The following is a 20,513-nucleotide window of genomic DNA, read 5'->3' on the forward strand; positions in this document are numbered from 1 at the left end:
TACCGGCATTAAAAAGCCGCCCGGGGAGGCGGCTTTTTCTGCAAAAGAGGTGGGATAACTCTGACTTCCCGACCGCGCAAACGATTCACATGGTGAATTGACTGCCAATTTGACCAGAAAATGGGAAAGCGGCGTAAGCGGGCGGGGGCCACGCTTAAACGCCGCTAAGGCATGGGACATAAGCCGCTTGTCCCACGCTATTCACCTCATTCAACCTGGCGCTCAGCCCACCGCCACCTGGCGCAGCATCGGTCGGCGGGTCGCTTCGATCAGTGCCGAATAGCCATCCACATAGTTCTGCGCCATCGTTTTCGAACTAAAGCGGCGTTCGAATTGCGCGCGAATCTCAGTACGCGACAACTCGTCCAGACGCTGCAGCGCGGCCACCGCGCCTTGCACGTCCTCGACGATATAGCCGGTCACGCCGTGGTCGATCACTTCCGGCACCGAACCGCGATTGAACGCGATCACCGGCGTGCCGCAGGCCATCGACTCGATCATCACGAGGCCGAACGGCTCCGACCAGTCGATCGGGAACAGCAGCGCCTTGGCGCCGGACAGGAACTCCGGTTTCTGCGCCTCGTTGATCTCGCCGACGAACTCCACGTGCGCCATCGACAGCAGCGGCTCGATCTCGCGTTTGAAGTATTCCTGGTCGACCTTGTCCACCTTGGCGGCGATCTTCAGCGGCAAACCGCTTTGTGCAGCGATCTTGATAGCTGTATCGACGCGCTTCTCCGGGCAAATTCGGCCGAGGAACGCCAGGTATTCCGGCTTCTTGTGCGCCTGCGGCGTCAGCAACTGATCCGGCAAGCCGTGGTAAATCGTGTTCAGCCAGTTGGCTTGCGGCAACGGCAGGCGCTGCGAATCGGAAATCGACACCACCGGTACGTTGGAGAACGCGTCGAACACCGGTTGCAGCTCCGGCAAGTCGAGGCGGCCGTGCAGCGTGGTCACGAACGGCGTGTCCATGGTCGTGAACAGCGGGAACGGCATGTAGTCGAGGTGAAAGTGCAGCACGTCGAACTCGTGCGCGACCTTACGGACCTTTTCCATCATCAGCACGTGCGGAGCCAACGCGTCCCGGATCGTCGGATCGAGACGCAGTGCGCGCGGCCAGCAGGCGTCGAGGTTCGCGGACGTGACCGAGTCGCCGCTCGCAAACAGCGTGACATCGTGACCGAGGTCGACCAGCGCTTCGGTCAGGTACGACACGACGCGTTCGGTGCCGCCATAGAGTTTCGGCGGGACGGCTTCATACAACGGCGCAATTTGGGCGATTCGCATGCGTTTCTCCTGTTCATATCGGCTTCGCACAGCAATGCTCGGTTCGAGCGAAGCGCGAATGCCTGTCGGACGGTTGGGCGCGGTAAGCCGCCGCCCGGGGGTGCTCCGAACCTGCATCGGGTAATCCCTTAGCGTCCATTATCGGGATCGGCCGAGCGAATTCGAGTTATTTTTCAAACGCTTAATGTTGTTACAGCGCGAAACATGGTGCGTTACAGGTCGGCTGGACGCTCACCGTGGGCATTCAGCCGATAGTCGCGGCACGTAATGAAACGCTGCGCAGCCTCCAGCAAGGCGCGCGCCTGACGGCTGGAGGGCAATACCTACGCCCCTGCGTAAGGACGCGTTGCGCTGAAGTGAAATGGTCTTATAATTCTTTTTCACCGCTGCAAAGGTGCGGATTCAGAGTCGCTCAAGGCTCACCATTCAGTCCGTACCCGTCTCCAGGCGAGTATTCAAAGCGCATTGCAAACCGCAAATTGCGCGCATACCGCGCCAACTCTCTCCCTCGCGCGCGGCCCTGTGTAGGAATTATTCCTACACGAATGACGGATTAATCCGTCAGACAGGCTGGGTGTCTGTCCGATTTTCGTCCGCCGCCCCTTTCGAGACAATGTGCGCAAGACCAGAAACGAGCCGATTCGTGCGGTTGGGGTGCGCGCGTTCGAGCAAACGTTTCCGTAACGGCCTGACCAGCCAGATTTACCCCGGGGGAATCATGAGCGCGACAAGCGAAATGCTCAATGAGATCAGAGAAGTCAACCTGTCGTATCTCCTGCTAGCGCAGCGATTGCTGCGCGAAGACAAGCCGATGGGCATGTTTCGCATGGGGATTTCGGACCAGTTAGCCGATGTGCTCGCCAGTTTGTCTCTGGCGCAGACCGTGAAGCTGGCGGCGTCCAATCAGGTGTTGTGCCGTTTCCGTTTCGACGACCATGCCGTGCTGTCCGCGCTCGCGGACAAAGGCAAAACCAGCGCCGTGGCTCAGGCGCATTCCGCGATCCTGATGGCTAGCCAGCCAGTCGAGCAACTCGGCTGATGGCAGCTCGCATGTCAAACCACGCGATCAGGACGGGAGATTGGCACACGGATGGCCTATAAAAGTGTGGTGCTCGAAGTCAGGGAAATCACCCTGGCCATCGAACTGATTGAACTGGGCGCGCGCCTGCAATTGCTGGAAGCGGAAACCAGTCTGTCGCGCGACCGGCTCATCAAGCTGTACAAGGAATTGAAAGGGGTGTCGCCACCCAAGGGCATGTTGCCGTTTTCGACCGACTGGTTCATGACCTGGCAGCCGAACTTTCACTCCTCGCTGTTCTACAACATCTACCGTTTCATGGCCGGCCACGGCGGTTGCCAGACGATCCAGTCGATCGTGAAAAGCTACCGGCTGTATCTGGAACATGTCCAGTTGCACGACGACGAGCCGGTGCTCAGCCTCACGCGGGCGTGGACGCTGGTGCGCTTCTTCGATTCCGGCATGCTGCAAATGACCGCCTGCTGCCGTTGCGGGGGACATTTTGTCGCGCACGCACACGATCCGCAGCATGCGTTCGTCTGCGGGTTGTGCCAGCCGCCGTCGCGGGCCGGTAAGACAAAGAAATTCGCCGACGCCAAGAAATTCGCCGACGCTCGCGCCCGCGAGAACCTTGCCGAGCTCGAAGCCTGAGTCGTGGCGACTACGGGCGGCCAACACAGCCACCCCGGCCGCCACAGCCGCCCGCGGCACGCCGACGCACCCCGCGCCGGCCGCTTCCCTATCCGGCGGACCCTCCGGTCCGCCCGTCCCGCGCCGACCCTTGCCGGGTCTGGCGCACCCGACTCTGGTTTACACCGGAGCGACGAGCCGCTTTTCCACCAAAGTTTTCTGCTCCGTTGCCGTAAACCAGATTAACGACGGTCACCGTCGCTTCTTTGTGAGGGCTCGGCAGTGCTGATTTTCGTGGGAACTCTCGTGACGCTGTTGTCCGTTTTCGGCGGTTACGCGCTGGAAGGCGGCCATCTTGGCGCGCTGCTGCAGCCTGTTGAAGTGCTGATGATCGTCGGTGCCGGCGTCGGCGCGTTCATTCTCGGCAACGGAATGAAGACGATCAAGGCGACGCTGCGCGTCATTCCAACCCTGTTCAAGGGCGCGAAGTACAACAAGGACGTCTACATGGAGCTGATGGCGCTCCTCTACGTCCTGCTCGCCAAGGCGCGCAAGGAAGGCACGCTGACGCTGGAAGCGGACATCGACGATCCGTCGAAGAGTCCGATCTTCACGCAATACCCGAAGATTCTCGCCGACCATCACATCATCGAATTCCTGACCGACTACCTGCGCTTGATGGTGGGCGGCAACATGAATGCGTTCGAGATCGAAAGTCTGATGGACGAGGAAATCGAAACGCATCACCAGGAAGGCGAGGCGCCCGCGCACGCGCTGAACAAGGTCGGCGACGCCATGCCGGCGTTCGGGATCGTGGCCGCGGTGATGGGCGTGGTGCACACCATGGCCTCGGCCGACAAGCCGCCCGCGGTGCTTGGCGAGATGATCGCGCAGGCGTTGGTCGGCACCTTCCTCGGGATTCTGCTCTCGTACGGGCTGATCGGACCGCTCGCGAGCGTCGCCGAACAGCGCGTGACCGAGTCGACCAAGATGTTCCAGTGCATCAAGGTGACGATTCTGGCCAGCCTGAACGGTTACGCCCCGGCAATCGCCGTCGAATTCGGCCGCAAGGTGCTCTTCTCGACCGAGCGCCCGTCGTTCGCCGAACTCGAAGAGCACGTGCGCCGCGTCAAGGCCAAGTAAAGGGCGCCGGGAACCGAATCGATGAGCAAGGATAAAGACCGCGCCATTGTCGTCAAGCGCGCAGCGCCGAAGAAGGCCGGCCATCACGGCGGCGCGTGGAAGCTCGCGTATGCCGACTTCATGACCGCGATGATGGCGTTCTTCCTGCTGATGTGGTTGCTGAGTTCGGCGTCCACGGTGCAGTTGAAGGGGATCGCCGATTACTTCAACCAGCCGTTGAAGGTCACGTTGTGGGGCGGCGACCGCAGCGCGGAAGACTCCAGCATTCTGAAGGGCGGCGGCCGCGACATTTCGACCGACGCCCAGGGCATTACACGTATCACCGACGGCCAGAACAGCCGTGCGCAGCGGACCGTTTCGCACAGTAACGACGATTCGATGAACCAGTCGCAAGGCGAGCTGGAACGCCGCGAGCAGGTCCGGCTGCACGATCTGCAGGTCAAGCTGATGGCCGCGATCGAAGCGAATCCGGTGCTGCGCCAGTTCAAGCAGCAGATCCGCATCGATTCGACGCTGACCGGCCTGCGCATCGAGATCGTCGACTCGCAGAAGCGGCCGATGTTCGCGACCGCGAAAGACCAGGTGGAGCCGTACATGCGCGACATTCTGCGCGAGATCGGCCACACGCTGAACGACGTGCCGAACCGCATCATCGTGCAGGGACACACCGACGCCGCGCAGTACGCGGGCGGCGAGAAGGGTTACAGCAACTGGGAACTGTCCGCGGACCGCGCCAATGCGTCGCGCCGCGAGCTGATCGCCGGCGGCATGGACGAAGCGAAGGTGATGCGCGTGCTCGGTCTCGCGTCGACGCAGAACCTGAACAAGGCGGACCCGATGGATCCGGAAAATCGCCGCATCAGCATCATCGTGTTGAACAAGAAGTCGGAGGAGGCGCTCGATCATGACGACTCCACCACGACTACCTTGTCGGACGACGCAGCCGGCTCCAAGCCGTTGCTGCAAAAGCTTGCGCAGCCGGTGACGGCTGCACCGAAGTTGCCGGCGGCAGCGCCGGCGGCCCAGTAACAGACAGCGGTCGTCTGGCCGGTCCACGCGCCAACAGGCGCGGACCGCCGGGCGATCCATAGCGTAAGTGCAGCGAGGTTTTCATGATCAGGCATATCCTGGCAATCGACGATTCGGCATCGATGCGGCAGATTCTCGCCGCGACGCTGACGACGGCCGGCTATGAGGTGACGCTCGCGTCGGATGGCATCGAAGGGCTCGAAAACGCGCTCGCCATGTCGTTCGACCTCGTGCTGACCGACCAGCACATGCCGGGCAAGACCGGCCTCGATCTGATCGCCGCGCTGCGCGGCAACCCGGCCTACCAGGCGACACCCATCCTCGTCCTCACGACGGAATCGGGCGAGCCGTTCAAGGCGGCGGCGCGAGCGGCGGGCGCGACCGGCTGGATCGAAAAGCCGCTCGACCCGGACATGCTGACCGAACTGGTGGCGGCGTTGGCCGAACCGGATCAGGCGTAAGCATCACCCTTAGACCAAGTTATAGAAGCTCTCGACGCGGCGGCACGGTAGCCCAAGCCTAGACAGGAACTCTCGCGGTGACCCAGGCATGACACTCGACATCACTCAGTTCTATCAGACGTTCTTCGACGAAGCGGACGAACTGCTCGCGCAGATGGAGCAGTTGCTGCTCAATCTGGACATCGCGCATCCGGACCCGGAAGACCTCGCGGCGATTTTCCGCGCGGCGCATTCCATCAAGGGCGGCGCGGCGACGTTCGGCTTTACCGCGTTGACGGAAACGACCCACATTCTCGAATCGCTGCTCGACCGCGCACGCAATAACGAACTCGTGCTGCGCAAGGACATGATCGACACGTTCCTCGAAACCAAGGACGTGTTGTCCGGCCAGCTCGCCGACTACCGGGCGAGCGCCGAGCCGGACGCCGCGATTGCCAAGGCGATCTGCGCGAAGCTCGAACAGTTGCACGCGGAAAGCCGCGCAGGCGGCGCGCCGGCAGCGGCAGCCGCCGCACCGGTTGCGGCAGCAGTCGTTGAAACACAGGCAGTACAAGGCGGTACCCCGCCGGAGCACGTCGTCGAACAGGCGGTGCAAGCGGCGGCGGGTGAATGGATTGACGGCGAACCGGCTCAGACCGGACAAGCCGCAGGTGCCGGCGCGGACGATAACGCCGGTCCCCATCTGAAAATTACGCTACGGGGCGTTGGGGAGAAGGACCAGGAACTGCTGGCCGAAGAGCTCGGCAACCTGGGGAACATCGTCGGGCAGGTCAAGAGTGGCGGCGATTTCACGCTGTGGCTCAAGACCGACGTGACCTCCGACGATATCATCGCCGTCTGCTGTTTCGTGATCGACGAAAGTCAGATCTCGATCGGCCGCGGCACCGCACCGGCGGACGAAACGCAGCAAGGCGAACCTGGAACGCCCGACGCTGCCGATTCGGCCCCGGCGCAAGCAGCACAGGCAGCACAAGCGGTGCAGGCAGCGTCGTCGGCCCCGGTGGCCAACACCGCTGCGTCCGCTGCAACACACGGCTTGTTCGACGCAGCGGCGGCGCAACCCGCCGCGGCTAGCAGCGCACCGGCGGCCAGTGCGGCGCCGGCGGCGAGCGCTGCCGCGCCTGCCGAACACGACCGTAAGGCCGCGGCCCGTCCGGCTGCGGCTGCCGGTGGCGCGGAAGGCAGTTCGATTCGCGTCGGCGTCGAAAAGGTCGATCAGCTGATCAACCTGGTCGGCGAACTGGTGATCACGCAAGCCATGCTCGCGGAAACCACCAGCACGTTCGATCCGGCGCTGCACGACCGGCTCTTCAACGGCATGGCGCAGCTCGAGCGCAACGCGCGCGATCTGCAGGAAGCGGTGATGTCGATCCGCATGATGCCGATGGATTACGTGTTCAGCCGCTTCCCGCGTCTGGTGCGCGATCTGGCGGCGAAACTCGGCAAGGAAGTGGAGCTCGTCACCTTCGGTCAAGCGACCGAACTCGACAAGAGCCTGATCGAACGGATCATCGATCCGTTGACTCACCTCGTGCGCAACAGTCTCGACCACGGTATCGAAACCGTGGAAGCGCGGCGCGCGGCGGGCAAGGATGCGACCGGCCAGCTGGTGCTGTCGGCGGCTCACCATGGCGGCAACATCGTCATTGAAGTGAGCGACGACGGCGCGGGTCTGCGGCGCGACAAGATTCTCGCGAAGGCGGCCAAGCAGGGCATGCAGGTCAGCGAGACGATGAGCGACGAAGAAGTCTGGAACCTGATTTTCCTGCCGGGCTTCTCGACGGCGGAACAGGTCACGGACGTCTCCGGCCGTGGTGTCGGCATGGACGTGGTGAAGCGGAACATCCAGTCGATGGGTGGTCACGTGGAAATCACCTCGCACGCCGGCAAGGGCAGCACCACGCGGATCGTTCTGCCGCTCACGCTGGCGATTCTCGACGGCATGTCGGTGAAAGTAGGCAGCGAGATTTTCATTCTGCCGCTGAACTTCGTGATGGAGTCGCTGCAGCCGCAAGCCGAAGACATTTACACGGTGGCCAACGGCGAGCGCGTGGTGCGCGTGCGCGGTGAATACCTGCCGTTGGTCGCGTTGCACGAAGTGTTCAACGTCGACGACGCGAAGCAGGAGCCGACCCAGGGCATCGTCACCATCATGCAAACCGAAGGGCGCCGCTTTGCGATGCTGATCGATGAACTGGTGGGCCAGCAGCAGGTGGTCGTGAAGAATCTGGAAACGAATTACCGCAAGGTGCACGGCATTTCCGCGGCGACCATTCTCGGCGACGGCAGCGTCGCGCTGATCGTGGACGTGGCGGCGCTGAACCGCGAAACGCGCCACGCGCATGGCGCGATGAGCCTCGCATGATGCCGCTCACACTCGACGTAACACTCACTCAACTTATTTCATCCCAACCGTTTGGGGGCTAACGTGGCAGAAGTCCAATCCATCAATTCGAGCGTCGCGAACGCGAGCGGTACGAATGGCCGCCGCGACGCGCAGCAGGCAGACGCCGGCGGTCAGGAGTTCCTCGTCTTCACGCTCGGCGCCGAAGAGTACGGCATCGACATTCTCAAGGTGCAGGAAATCCGCGGCTACGACAACGTGACGCGGATCGCCAATGCACCGGAATTCATCAAGGGTGTGATCAATCTGCGCGGCATCATCGTGCCGATCGTGGACATGCGCATCAAGTTCCATCTGGGCCGCGTCGAATACGACCACCAGACGGTGGTGATCATCCTGAACGTCGCGCATCGCGTGGTCGGGATGGTGGTGGACGGCGTGTCGGACGTGCTGACGCTCGCCACCGACCAGATCATGCCGGCGCCGGAATTCGGCGCGACGCTGACGACCGAGTACCTCACGGGACTGGGCACCGTCGACGGCCGCATGCTGATCCTGATGGACATCGAGAAGCTGATGACCAGCCGCGAAATGGCGCTGATCGAAGCGCTCGGCGCGTAACGGCAGCGGCAGCAGCCAGCTTTAACGACAGATTGGGACAGGGAGCATCGAGATGCTGAGCAGGTGGTCGATTCGCACGTCATTGACGATGGTGGGGATCCTTCTGGCGGCGCTGACCGTGGTGGTCGGCGCCCTCGGGCTAACCGCGCTGAATCGCGCGAGCCAGTCGCTCGACCGCATTGCGCGCGGCGATCTGGTGGCGATTCACGCACTCGACGATGCTTCCGCGTACCTGTTGCGCTCGCGTCTCGCGATCGACCGCTTCAACACGCTGTCGGCCGCGGGTAACGCGGACGAAGCGAAGAAGGCGATCGACCGCGCGCAGGAACTGCTGGTCAAGGGCAATCAAAGCTGGCAGGCGTATCTCGACGCGCCGAAAGCCGGCATCGACCCGGCGCTGCTCGACGACGTGCTTGCCAGGCGCACGTCGGTGATGCGCGACGGCGTCGATCCGGAGTTCGCGGCGTTGAACGCGAACGACATGAACGCGTACCACGCGATCGCCGACACCAGGATCAGCCCGATGTTCATCGCCTATGACGGCGCGGCGTCGGCGGTCATCAAGGCGTTGCAGCAAAGCGCCGTGGATCTGCAGGCCGGCGCGCAGTCGAACATCTCGCTGATGACCACGCTGATCATCGTGTTCACGTTGTTCGCGCTGGTCGTGGTGGTGGGTATCCGTTTCGCGCTGCGCGGCCTGATCGTGCAACCGCTGAAAGATGCGACCGCGTGCTTCGAGCGGATCGCGGCGGGCGATCTGTCCGAGTCGATCGACGTGTTCAGCCGCAACGAAATCGGCATTCTGTTCGCCGGCATCAAGCGGATGCAGGACAGCATGTCGACGATGGTGAAAGCGGTACACAGCAGCACCGAATCGATCGACACCGGCGCGCGCGAAATCGCGATGGGCAACACCGATCTGTCGCAACGTACCGAACAGCAAGCCGCTTCGCTGCAGGAAACCGCGTCGAGCATGGAGCAACTGACGGGCACCGTGCGGCAGAACGCCGAGAACGCGCGTCAGGCGAGCCAACTGGCCGTCAACGCGTCGGACATCGCCACGCGCGGCGGCGACGTGGTGAGCCAGGTCGTCACGACGATGCAGGACATTGCGACCAGCTCGAACAAGGTCGTCGACATCATCGGCGTGATCGAAGGCATTGCGTTCCAGACCAATATTCTCGCGCTGAACGCGGCGGTCGAAGCCGCCCGCGCCGGCGAGCAGGGCCGCGGTTTCGCGGTGGTGGCCGGCGAAGTGCGCAGCCTCGCGCAGCGCAGCGCGAGTGCCGCGAAGGAAATCAAGGAATTGATCGGCGACTCGGTCGACAAGGTGCAAAGCGGCTCGGCGCTGGTCGGCCGGGCGGGCACCACGATGGACGAGATCGTGCAGGCAGTGCGCCGCGTGACCGACATCATGGGCGAAATCAGCGCGGCGTCGGAAGAACAGTCCGGCGGCATCGAACAGGTGAATCGCGCGGTCGTGCAGATGGACGAAGTTACGCAGCAGAACGCCGCGCTGGTCGAACAGGCGGCGGCCGCAGCCGCGTCGCTCGAAGATCAGACGCGTCAATTGCAAGCGGTGCTGACCGGCTGGAAGGTGGCCGGCGGGCAGACTCGCAGTAGCGCGGCACCGGCGGCGCGTTCGCCAGCGGTGACGCGTAGCAGCGGCAATTTCAGTAGCAAGGGCAGCAAGAGCAAACCGGCTGCCAAGGCCACGCCGCAAGCCGGCGCGGCTCATGCAACGAATCACGCCACATCGGCAGCAGGCGCGGCAGCGGCAAGCAACGCGGCAACACACGCAGCACCGGCGGCAACCGCACACGAAGCAGGCGCGGCACGCGTCGAACCGGCGCTGCGGCCGAAGACGATTCGTCCGGCCGCCGATTCCGCAGCACGTTCGGGCGCGTCGAGCGCGACCGCGGCGGGCTCGGACGCGGACTGGGAAACGTTCTAGGAAGTGGCACAAAGACATGCAGTCATTCGACATCTCGCTCCATGAGGGGCGAATCATCGAAGCACGCTTACAAGGCGTGTCGCGGGCCGACTGCGTGTTGCAGGAACTCGCGGGCGGGCGCGACCCCGCGAACACAATCCCTTGCTCCCAGAGACACCCTTTGGGCGGCGAGCGGGATGGCTCGTATTGCAGGCAGGAACTTTCATGATGGCAACGCGCGCACAGCAACGACCCGATCGGGCGGAACCGGTTCGATCCGGTGAACAGGGACGGGACTTCGAATTCACGTCGGCGGATTTTGGTCGCATTCGCGACCTGATCCATCGCAGCGCGGGCATTTCGCTGTCGGATCACAAGCGCGACATGGCGTATAGCCGTCTGGCGCGCCGTCTGCGCGCCCGCGGTCTCGACACGTTCAAACAGTATCTCGATCTGCTCGAAGCGGAGAACGATCCGGCTGAGTGGGAAGCCTTCACCAATGCGCTGACCACCAACCTGACCGCGTTCTTCCGCGAGGCGCATCACTTTCCGATTCTTGCCGAGTTCGTGCCGCGCCGCCCGCAGCCGGTCTCGGTCTGGTGCTCGGCGGCATCCACCGGCGAAGAACCGTACTCGATCGCGATGACGCTGATCGAAGCGCTCGGCGACAGCGGCGCGCGCCAGGCCTCGGTGCTCGCCACGGACATCGACACCCAGGTGCTCGCGAAAGCCGAAGCCGGCATGTACCAGTTCGACCAGGTCAAGCATCTGTCGCCCGAGCGGCTCAAGCGCTTCTTCCTGAAGGGCACCGGCGCGCATGTCGGGATGGTCAAGGTGCGCCCGGAAGTGCGCGCGCTGGTGCGCTTCCAGCAACTGAACCTGACCGACCGCGATTACCAGTTGCGCTCGCAGTTCGACGCGATCTTCTGCCGCAACGTGATGATCTATTTCGACAAGCCGACCCAGGCTCAGGTGCTCGGCCGCTTCGAACCGCTGATGAAATCGGGCGGCCTGCTGTTCGCCGGTCACTCGGAAAACTTCACGTACGTCACGCAGGCGTTCAAGCTGCGCGGCCAGACCGTCTACGAACTGACGCGTGACGCCACCGGCGCGCGCGCGCCGGCGCGTGCATCGACATCGACGTCGTCTCACACGACGAGCGGGGTGACCGTATGAGCAGCCGCCTGCCGATCGCAACCAATCTGTATTACGACAACCACTTCCAGCGCCCCGGCGTGAAGCTGTTGCCGAACGAGTTCTACACGACGCACGAAGACATGGTGCTGGTCACCGTGCTCGGCTCGTGCGTGGCGGCCTGCATTCAGGACCGCACCGCGGGCATTGGCGGCATGAATCACTTCATGCTGCCCGACGACGGCGCGGACGTCGCGCAGGCCGCGTCGGATTCGATGCGCTACGGCGCGTACGCCATGGAAGTGCTGATCAACGAACTGATCAAGGCCGGCGGCCGGCGCGAGCGCTTCGAAGCCAAGGTGTTCGGCGGCGGCGCGGTGCTCGCCGGCATGACGACGATGAACATCGGCGACCGCAATTCGGAATTCGTGCGCCGCTATCTGGCGCTCGAAAAGATCCGGATCGTCGCGGAAGACTTGCAGGGCTCGCACCCGCGCAAGGTCGCGTTCATGCCGCGCACCGGTCAGGTGATGGTGAAAAAATTACGCCTGCAGCAGGAAGCGGGCGTGGCCGAGCGCGAACAGGCGCTCGTGCGGCAGGGCGCCGAGGCCCGTGCCGAGCGGCTCGCAGCCGCGCGCAAGCGGGTCGAGCTGTTCTCGACGCCGGCTGCGGCGCGGCCCAAGGTCGAGCTGTTTTCGTCGACGGGCGCGGCACGCCCCAAGATCGAGCTGTTCAGCTCGAGCGCCGGCGGAGCAGCGGGAACAGCAGGGTCGGCGGCAGGCAGTGCGGGCGCAGCGAAGCCGCGCATCGAACTGTTCGGCGCCGGCTCGCGCCCGATTAACTCAAACAACGCCAGAACTACAGAGGAGGCGTGAGCGCTGTGCAAAAGATCAAAGTACTGTGCGTCGACGATTCGGCGCTGATCCGCAGCCTGATGACGGAAATCATCAACGGCCAGCCGGACATGACGGTCGTGGCGACCGCACCCGACCCGCTGGTCGCGCGCGATCTCATCAAGCAGCACAACCCGGACGTGCTGACGCTCGACGTCGAAATGCCCCGCATGGACGGCCTCGACTTCCTCGAGAAGCTGATGCGCCTGCGACCGATGCCGGTCGTGATGGTGTCGTCGCTGACTGAACGCGGCAACGAAATCACGCTGCGCGCGCTGGAACTGGGCGCGGTCGACTTCGTCACCAAGCCGAAAGTCGGGATTCGCGACGGCATGCTCGACTACTCGGAAAAGCTCGCCGACAAGATCCGCGCCGCAGCCCGCGCCCGTGTGCGCCAGGCCGCGCCGGTCCAGCATGCGGCGGCTCACGCGGCGCATGCGCCGGTGGGCGCCGCGCCGCTGTTCAACAATCCGCTGCTCAGTACCGAGAAGCTGATTATTGTCGGCGCGTCGACGGGCGGCACCGAAGCGATCCGCGAAGTGCTGGTGCCGCTGCCGCCGGATGCGCCCGCCGTGCTGATCGCGCAGCATATGCCGCCGGGTTTCACAAAATCTTTTGCGCAACGCCTCAATGGTTTGTGCCGGATTACCGTTAAAGAGGCAGAGCATGGTGAACGCGTGCTGCCGGGACATGCGTACATCGCACCGGGCCACGCTCACCTGTTGCTGGCCCGCAGCGGCGCGAACTATATTGCGCATCTGTCGGACGATCCGCCGGTGAACCGGCATCGGCCGTCGGTGGATGTGCTGTTCCGTTCGGCCGCGCAGCACGCGGGCAAGAACGCGGTCGGGGTGATTCTGACCGGCATGGGGCGCGACGGCGCCGCCGGACTGCTGGACATGAAAAAAGCGGGGGCGTATACCCTTGCGCAGGACGAAGCGAGCTGTATCGTGTTCGGCATGCCGCGCGAAGCGATTGCGCTCGGTGCGGCGGACGAGATCGCATCGCTGCCGGAAATGAGCCGGCGCGTGATGGCGCGTCTGTCGTCGATGGGCGATCGCGTTCAACGGGTATGATGCTGGCCGGGAGATTGAGGCGTTTATTTGATGCGCTGTTTTGACACGGTCAAGCGCCGCACATGGATCAAGCTAAGGGAATGAAATGGATAAGGGAATGAAGATTCTGGTAGTTGACGACTTTCCGACGATGCGCCGGATCGTCCGCAACCTCCTCAAGGAGCTGGGCTATTCGAACGTCGACGAGGCGGAAGACGGTCAGGCCGGCCTCGCGCGTTTGCGCGGGGGCACCTACGACTTCGTGATTTCCGACTGGAACATGCCGAACCTCGACGGTCTGGCCATGCTCAAGGAAATCCGCGCCGACGCGAACCTCACGCACCTGCCGGTGCTGATGGTGACGGCCGAGTCGAAGAAGGAAAACATCATCGCGGCGGCCCAGGCCGGCGCGAGCGGTTATGTCGTCAAGCCGTTCACGGCCGCGACGCTCGACGAGAAGCTGAACAAGATTCTCGAGAAGATGGCGAAAGCCGGGAGCTGATGTGACTCTGCCGACCAATGCGCAAGGCGCCGAAGCGGTGAATGAGAGCGGCGACTTCGCGTCCGACCGCATCCTCGCCCGCATTGGAGCACTGACCCGCACGCTGCGCGATTCGATGCGCGAGCTCGGGCTCGACAAGCATGTCGAGCGTGCGGCCGAAGCGGTGCCGGATGCGCGCGACCGCCTCAAGTACATCGCGACCATGACCGAGCAGGCCGCCGAGCGCGTGCTGTCGTCGATCGAAGTCGCCAAGCCGATCCAGGAGCAGCTGCAGAAAGACGCCGGCGTGCTGGACGCGCGTTGGGAGCAGTGGTACGCGGCGCCGATCGAGCGCGAAGAAGTGCGCGCGCTGATGAACGACACGCGGACCTTTCTGCGCGGCGTGCCCGAAGCGACCACGGCAACCAATTCGCAGCTCATGGAGATCATGCTCGCGCAGGACTTCCAGGATCTGACCGGTCAGGTCATCAAGAAGATCACGGATGTGGTGTACCTGATCGAGCAGCAGTTGCTCGGCGTGCTGGTCGAGAACATCGCGCTCGAGCGGCGCGAACAGTTCGCGGCGAACGCGGCGGCATTGGCCGCGGCGGAGATTTCGCCGACCGGCAGCCCGGAGAGTCTGCTGAACGGTCCGCAGATCAATCCGGAAGGCAAGACGGACGTGATGCAGGACCAGTCGCAAGTCGACGACCTGCTGGCCAGCCTCGGCTTCTAAGCCTGCAGCGCAACCGGCGGCCCGCCTACCGGGCCGCCCGCATCGTCTGGACAAACCAGTCCGCATGGCACGGCACGCGCCCGCGTGCGCTTGCTGTCTACCGACACAAACCACAGGCATACTACGAGTTCAAGCAGCGGCACGGCTAACCGGTGACGACAGTCGCCGGGCGGTGGCAAGGTGAGGAAAACCCCTCCCGTTTGCCAGGTCGGCGGTGCCGTATGATCTGCATACATGCAGCCGGTCGCACGTTGTGCGAACCGTGCGCAGCTCGGGAGGAGCCTCGTCATGTGGAGTCGTGTACGCCGCGCCAGGATCGTTACGGCGCTAGTCTTGCCCAGTTCGCTATTCGCCGTGCCGTCCGCCTATGCGGGATTGGGCGGCGCCCCGATGACGCCGCCCGCGGATGCATCGGTTTCCTCCCGCACCGTTCAGCCCGCCGCGAGCGCCGCGTTGAGCGTGATGCGTTCCGCATCCGGTGCCGCTTCCTCCAGTGCCGCTTCCGCGTCCTACACCGTGCGTGAGACCACGCTCGGTAACGGCACGGTAGTTCGCGAATATCTGGCCGCCGACGGCTCGGTGTTCGGCATTGCGTGGCGCGGCCCGCAAATGCCCGATCTGAACGAGATGCTCGGCAGTTATTTCCCGCAGTACGTCGCTGGCGTGAAGGCTGTGAAGGCCGGGCGCGGCGGTGCCCGTGGGCCCGTCGCGGTCGATCAGAGCGGTCTCGTGGTCCGTTCCGGCGGCCACATGGGCGGATTCAACGGGCAGGCCTGGTTGCCACCCGCATTGCCGGCTGGTGTCAGCGGCTCCGACATCCAGTAATAGCGAGGACGACGATGCGAACCATGCGTATTGCCATGAAGGGGATGACGCCCGGAAGCTGGATCCAGGCCGTTGCGGCCGTGATGCTGATGTCGGTGCTCGTTGCTTGCGGCGGGGGAGGCGGCAGCGGCGGCAGTAGCAGCAGCGGCGGCTCGAGCGCGCTGAATGGCGGCTCGTTGCCGCCCAGCCCGAACCAGACGCCGATCGTGCCCGAAGTCTCGAACACTGCGCCGATTGCGGTCGGCCCAGGGTTGAGCAGTGTTGCCAATCTGCCTATGGTCAGCGTGACGATCTGCGTGCCGGGAGGCACCCCGCATGATTGTCAGGACATCGATAACGTCCAGCTCGATACCGGTTCCTTTGGCTTGCGGCTGGTCGCCGCGAAGATCAATCCGGCGCTTCTTCAAACTTTCCCGATCAGCACCATCAACGGCACGCAGCTCGCAGAGTGCGCGAACTTCGCGGACGGCTACACGTGGGGCACGGTGCGCACCGCGGTTGTCGCGATCGGTGGCGAGGAAACTACCAACGCCATTCCGATTCAGATCATCGGCGATCTGCTCACCAGCTCGACGCCGACGCAAGGTTGCAGCGGCACGGCGGAGAACACCGCCGCCGATCTCGGTGCGAGCGGCATTCTCGGCATCGGCCCCGCGCCTGTCGATTGTGGCGCAACCTGCGCGACCCCGTCGACGGCCGCGACTTACAGCAACTACTTTGTGTGCCCGGGCGGTGTGGTTCCGTGTAGTCGTGCCACGGTGCCGGTCTCGCAGCAGGTCGCCAATCCGGTGGCGAACTTCCCGACCAATAACAACGGCGTGATCGTGCAACTGCCGGCGGTGCCTGACACCGGCGCGTCGTCGGTCTCAGGCACGCTGGTGTTCGGCGTCAACACGCAGTCGAACAACATCGTGTCCAGTTCCGCGCAGAATTTCATCACAGACCAGTGGGGCAACATGAACCACAGCGTCTACAACGGTGCGACGGTGCAGGCCTTCCTGGACTCGGGTTCGAACGCTTACTTCTTCTTCGATAACACGCTCACTCAGTGCGGCAGCAACTATGCGGGCTTTTATTGTCCGCCGAACGCGCAAACCCGCTCGGTGACGCTGGGCGGCCAGGACATAGGGCGGGGCGATGCCGTCCTCGGCATCCTTTCCGCATCGACGCTATTCGGCAGTAGCAACAACCTGGCGTTCAGGGATCTCGCCGGTCAGCTCGGCGCCAATGGCGAGTTCGACCTCGGCCTGCCGTTCTTCTTCGGCCGCTACGTGTACTACGGTTTTGACCAGACCGCGACTGGCGGCCCCGCGCCTTTCGTCGCGTTTTGACACCTGTGCCTGACCGTATGAAAACCGGCCTGCCGACCGCCTGAAAAGCGGGCGGCAGGCCGTGAGCCGGCGCCCCGGTGCGGTTTGCGCCGCTCCATCTCTCGAAATACCCCCCTTTCTCCGCCCTTATCCCCCGATCAGCGCTTGCGTCGAGCGGGAATAATCGCTCTCACTGGAAAGAGGCGTCGTGCCTCGGCCGACTGGAGAGCTTTTGTGGCAGAGGACAGCGACCTCGAAAAAACCGAATCAGCCACTCCCCGGCGCCTGCAGAAGGCGCGCGAGGAAGGGCAGATCGTGCGTTCGCGGGAGCTGTCGACGTTTGCGTTGCTGGCGGCGGGGTTCTTCGGCGTGTGGGGCATGTCCAGCAGCATCGGCGAGCATTTGGAGAGCATGCTGCGTACGGCCTTCACCTTCAATCACGCGACTGTCTTCGAGACCCGGCGCATGATGATCGGTGCCGGCGTGGCGGGTCGCGAAGGGCTTTACACGCTCCTGCCGGTGCTGGCTTTCACCGGCGCGGCCGCATTGCTCTCGCCGCTCGCACTGGGCGGCTGGCAGTTGTCTTCAAAGGGACTCGAGCCCAAGTTCAACCGGCTCAATCCGATTGAAGGGCTCGGCAAGATTTTTTCGATCAATGGCCCGGTCCAGCTCGGCATGTCGCTCGCGAAGACGCTGGTGGTGGGCATTATCGGCGGCACGGCGATCTGGAATCGCCGCGAAGAGATTCTCGCGCTGGCGACCCAGCCGTTGAATCTCGCGCTGGCCAACTCCGCGCATCTGATCGCCGTGTGCTGCGGCATGACGGTGGCGGGCATGTTCGTGGTCGCCGCGATGGATGTGCCGTATCAGCTGTGGCAGTTCCACAAGAAACTGCGCATGACGAAGGAAGAAGTGAAGCGCGAGCACCGCGAAAGCGAAGGCGATCCACATGTGAAAGGCCGGATTCGTCAGCAGCAGCGCGCCATTGCCCGCCGTCGCATGATGACCAACGTGCCGAAGGCCGACGTGGTGGTGACCAACCCGACGCACTTCGCGGTCGCGCTGCAATACACCGACGGCGAGATGCGCGCGCCGAAGGTGGTCGCCAAGGGCGTCAACCTGGTGGCCGCGCGGATTCGCGAGATCGCCGCCGAAAACAACGTGCCGCTGCTGGAAGCGCCGCCGCTCGCGCGGGCGCTGTATCACAACGTCGAGCTGAACCGCGAAATTCCGGGCCCGCTGTATGGCGCGGTCGCCGAAGTGCTCGCGTGGGTGTATCAGCTGCGGCGCTTCAATACCGAAGGCGGCACCGTGCCGGTCGCACCGACCGATTTCGACGTGCCGCCGGAACTCGACAAGGGCGGTGTGGCGGAAGACGAAGCCGACCAGGAAGCCGCCGACGTACTTAATCCCGCTAACGACGACGCATCAGGACGTTCCGCATGAACACTCGCGCCGGTTTCCTCGCCCGACGGCCGGATGCCTTGAGCAGCACCAATTTGCGCGCCCTCGCCGGGCCGGTGCTGATCGTAATGATCCTCGGCATGATGATTCTGCCGTTGCCGCCGTTCCTGCTGGATCTGCTGTTTACCTTCAACATCGCGCTGTCCGTGATGGTGCTGCTCGTCAGCATGTACACGATGAAGCCGCTCGACTTCGCCGCGTTCCCGAGCGTGCTGCTGTTCTCGACCTTGCTGCGGCTGTCGCTGAACGTCGCGTCGACCCGGGTCGTGCTGCTCGAAGGCCACACCGGTCCCGACGCGGCCGGTCAGGTGATCGAGTCGTTCGGCCACTTCCTCGTGGGGGGCAACTTCGCGGTCGGTATCGTCGTCTTCGTGATCCTGATGGTGATCAACTTCATGGTGATCACCAAGGGCGCGGGGCGGATCGCGGAAGTGTCCGCGCGCTTCACGCTCGACGCGATGCCCGGCAAGCAGATGGCGATCGACGCCGATCTGAACGCCGGCCTGATCAACGAAGACCAGGCCCGCAAGCGGCGCCTCGAAGTCTCGCAGGAAGCCGAGTTCTACGGTTCGATGGACGGCGCGAGCAAGTTCGTGCGCGGCGATGCGATCGCCGGTTTGCTGATCATGGTGATCAACATCTTAGGCGGCCTGATCGTCGGGATGGTGCAGCATGGCATGGACTTCGCCTCGGCCGGCAAGACCTACACGCTGCTGACGATCGGTGACGGCCTCGTCGCACAGATCCCGTCGCTGGTGATTTCGACCGCGGCCGGTGTGATCGTGTCGCGCGTGGCGACTAATGAAGACATCGGCACCCAGCTCACCGGGCAGTTGTTCACTAACCCGCGCGTGCTGGCGATCACCGGCTGCATTCTCGTGCTGATGGGCCTGATTCCGGGCATGCCGCACTTCGCGTTTCTGCTTCTCGGCGGCGGGCTGATCCAGCTCGGCCGCACGATGAAGAAGAAGGCCGACGACCGCAAGAACACCAACGCGCTGGTCGACGTCGCGCCGGCCGCGATGACGCCGGTCGAGAACACCGAAGCAAGCTGGGACGACGTGACGATGATCGACACGCTCGGCCTGGAAGTCGGCTACCGCTTGATTCCGCTGGTCGACAAGAACTCGGACGGCGAACTGCTCAAGCGAATCAAGAGCATCCGCAAGAAGTTCGCGCAGGAAATCGGCTTTCTGCCGCCGGTCATTCATATTCGCGACAACCTTGAACTGCGGCCGAACGGCTACCGTATCGCGCTGAAGGGCGTCGAAGTGGGCGTCGGCGAGGCGTATCCGGGGCAATGGCTGGCGATCAATCCCGGTCAGGTGTCCGCAGCGCTCCCGGGCACGCCGACGCAGGATCCCGCGTTCGGTTTGCCGGCGATCTGGATCGACACGAATCTGCGCGAACAGGCGCAGGTGTACGGCTACACGGTGGTCGATTCGAGCACCGTGGTGGCGACGCACCTGAATCATCTGGTGGTCACGCATGCGTCGGAGTTGCTCGGCCGCCGCGAAGTGCAATCGCTGCTCGAGCGGATGCAGAAGGACACGCCGTCGCTGGTCGACGATCTGGTGCCGAAGTCGCTGCCGCTCACCACGCTGCAAAAGGTGCTGCAGAACCTGCTGGAAGAGGGCGTGCCGATCCGCGACATGCGCACGATTCTCGAAGCGCTGTCCGAACATGCGCCCAAGGTCACCGACGCGCACGATCTCACTGCGGCCGTGCGGCTCGCGCTGGGTCGCGCGATTACGCAGCAGTGGTTCCCGGGCACCGGCGACATGCAGGTGATGGGCCTCGATTCGAATCTGGAGCGCGTGCTGTCGCAGGCGCTTTCCACCGGCGCCAACCCGGGGCTCGAACCGGGTCTCGCGCACACGCTGCTGAACGAAACCCAGAAGGCGATGACGCGTCAGCAGAACCTCGGGCTCTCGCCCGTGCTGCTGGTGCAGCACGCGTTACGGCCGATGCTCGCGCGCTTCCTGCGGCGCAGCCTGCCGCAACTGAAGGTGCTGTCTTATGCGGAAGTGCCCGATACGCGCAATATCAAGGTGGTGAATCTGATCGGGGCCCATTGAGCGCCGTCATTAATCCGGCATTGAATCCCGCGTTGAACCGGGCAACCGCACCGGTTCATCTCGCAGGCTGT

Annotated in this window: 18 protein-coding genes; 17 read left to right on the top strand and 1 reads right to left on the bottom strand. The window is 63.8% G+C overall.

The genetic code is table 11. The annotated features are described in order from the left end of the window. Positions 1 to 222 precede the first annotated feature (222 nt). Complete coding sequence (locus FA94_RS20225; RefSeq protein ID WP_035554440.1) at positions 223 to 1,287, bottom strand: glycosyltransferase family 4 protein; 1,065 nt, start codon at positions 1,285 to 1,287, stop codon at positions 223 to 225. Positions 1,288 to 2,005: 718 nt separating this feature from the next. Between FA94_RS20225 and flhD the strand changes: the two genes are divergently transcribed. From flhD to flhA, 17 genes are all read left to right on the top strand, one after another. Continuing rightward, complete coding sequence (flhD, locus tag FA94_RS20230; RefSeq protein ID WP_035562573.1) at positions 2,006 to 2,326, top strand: flagellar transcriptional regulator FlhD; 321 nt, start codon at positions 2,006 to 2,008, stop codon at positions 2,324 to 2,326. Positions 2,327 to 2,377: 51 nt separating this feature from the next. Then, complete coding sequence (gene flhC, locus FA94_RS20235) at positions 2,378 to 2,956, top strand: flagellar transcriptional regulator FlhC (protein ID WP_035554442.1); 579 nt, start codon at positions 2,378 to 2,380, stop codon at positions 2,954 to 2,956. 261 nt (positions 2,957 to 3,217) lie between these two features. Further along, a complete protein-coding gene (gene motA / locus FA94_RS20240) occupies positions 3,218 to 4,078 on the top strand; it encodes a flagellar motor stator protein MotA (RefSeq protein ID WP_006050895.1) in 861 nt (286 codons plus the stop codon). Positions 4,079 to 4,099: 21 nt separating this feature from the next. Continuing rightward, complete coding sequence (motB, locus tag FA94_RS20245; protein ID WP_035554444.1) at positions 4,100 to 5,107, top strand: flagellar motor protein MotB; 1,008 nt, start codon at positions 4,100 to 4,102, stop codon at positions 5,105 to 5,107. Positions 5,108 to 5,190: 83 nt separating this feature from the next. Continuing rightward, the gene (locus FA94_RS20250) at positions 5,191 to 5,568 is read left to right on the top strand and encodes a response regulator (protein ID WP_035554450.1); all 378 of its coding nucleotides are present in this window, start codon (positions 5,191 to 5,193) and stop codon (positions 5,566 to 5,568) included. A gap of 88 nt (positions 5,569 to 5,656) precedes the next feature. Beyond that, the gene (gene cheA, locus FA94_RS20255) at positions 5,657 to 7,933 is read left to right on the top strand and encodes a chemotaxis protein CheA (RefSeq protein WP_035554452.1); all 2,277 of its coding nucleotides are present in this window, start codon (positions 5,657 to 5,659) and stop codon (positions 7,931 to 7,933) included. Between the two features lie 63 nt (positions 7,934 to 7,996). Continuing rightward, positions 7,997 to 8,533: a chemotaxis protein CheW gene (locus tag FA94_RS20260; RefSeq protein ID WP_035562576.1), complete on the top strand. Its 537-nt coding sequence runs from the start codon at positions 7,997 to 7,999 to the stop codon at positions 8,531 to 8,533. 52 nt (positions 8,534 to 8,585) lie between these two features. Next, entirely contained in the window at positions 8,586 to 10,487 is a 1,902-nt protein-coding gene (locus FA94_RS20265; protein WP_035554454.1) for a methyl-accepting chemotaxis protein, read from the top strand. 204 nt (positions 10,488 to 10,691) lie between these two features. Next, positions 10,692 to 11,642 carry a CheR family methyltransferase gene (locus FA94_RS20275; protein WP_035554458.1) on the top strand — a complete coding sequence of 317 codons (951 nt, stop codon included), beginning with the start codon at positions 10,692 to 10,694 and terminating at the stop codon, positions 11,640 to 11,642. Next, positions 11,639 to 12,475 carry a chemoreceptor glutamine deamidase CheD gene (cheD, locus tag FA94_RS20280; RefSeq protein WP_035554460.1) on the top strand — a complete coding sequence of 279 codons (837 nt, stop codon included), beginning with the start codon at positions 11,639 to 11,641 and terminating at the stop codon, positions 12,473 to 12,475. Before FA94_RS20275 ends, cheD begins: the two co-directional genes overlap by 4 nt. A gap of 5 nt (positions 12,476 to 12,480) precedes the next feature. Beyond that, positions 12,481 to 13,569: a protein-glutamate methylesterase/protein-glutamine glutaminase gene (locus tag FA94_RS20285; protein ID WP_035562579.1), complete on the top strand. Its 1,089-nt coding sequence runs from the start codon at positions 12,481 to 12,483 to the stop codon at positions 13,567 to 13,569. Positions 13,570 to 13,654: 85 nt separating this feature from the next. After that, complete coding sequence (gene cheY, locus FA94_RS20290) at positions 13,655 to 14,050, top strand: chemotaxis response regulator CheY (protein WP_007179968.1); 396 nt, start codon at positions 13,655 to 13,657, stop codon at positions 14,048 to 14,050. A gap of 1 nt (position 14,051) precedes the next feature. Next, positions 14,052 to 14,765, top strand: coding sequence for a protein phosphatase CheZ (gene cheZ / locus FA94_RS20295; protein ID WP_035554461.1), 714 nt, complete (start codon positions 14,052 to 14,054; stop codon positions 14,763 to 14,765). A 288-nt stretch (positions 14,766 to 15,053) separates the two neighbouring features. Next, entirely contained in the window at positions 15,054 to 15,590 is a 537-nt protein-coding gene (locus FA94_RS20300) for a DUF2844 domain-containing protein (protein WP_035554464.1), read from the top strand. Positions 15,591 to 15,604: 14 nt separating this feature from the next. Continuing rightward, positions 15,605 to 16,921 (top strand): DUF3443 domain-containing protein, encoded by a 1,317-nt coding sequence (locus FA94_RS20305; protein ID WP_035554465.1) that lies wholly within the window; start codon positions 15,605 to 15,607, stop codon positions 16,919 to 16,921. A 213-nt stretch (positions 16,922 to 17,134) separates the two neighbouring features. Beyond that, on the top strand, positions 17,135 to 18,346 hold the full coding sequence (gene flhB, locus FA94_RS20310; protein WP_035554466.1) for a flagellar biosynthesis protein FlhB: 1,212 nt from the start codon (positions 17,135 to 17,137) through the stop codon (positions 18,344 to 18,346). Then, positions 18,343 to 20,442: a flagellar biosynthesis protein FlhA gene (gene flhA / locus FA94_RS20315; RefSeq protein WP_035554467.1), complete on the top strand. Its 2,100-nt coding sequence runs from the start codon at positions 18,343 to 18,345 to the stop codon at positions 20,440 to 20,442. The genes flhB and flhA overlap by 4 nt, the downstream gene beginning before the upstream one ends. The last annotated feature ends 71 nt before the right edge of the window (positions 20,443 to 20,513 follow it).

It is taken from the genome of Burkholderia sp. 9120 (genome assembly GCF_000745015.1).
Classification (GTDB): domain Bacteria; phylum Pseudomonadota; class Gammaproteobacteria; order Burkholderiales; family Burkholderiaceae; genus Paraburkholderia.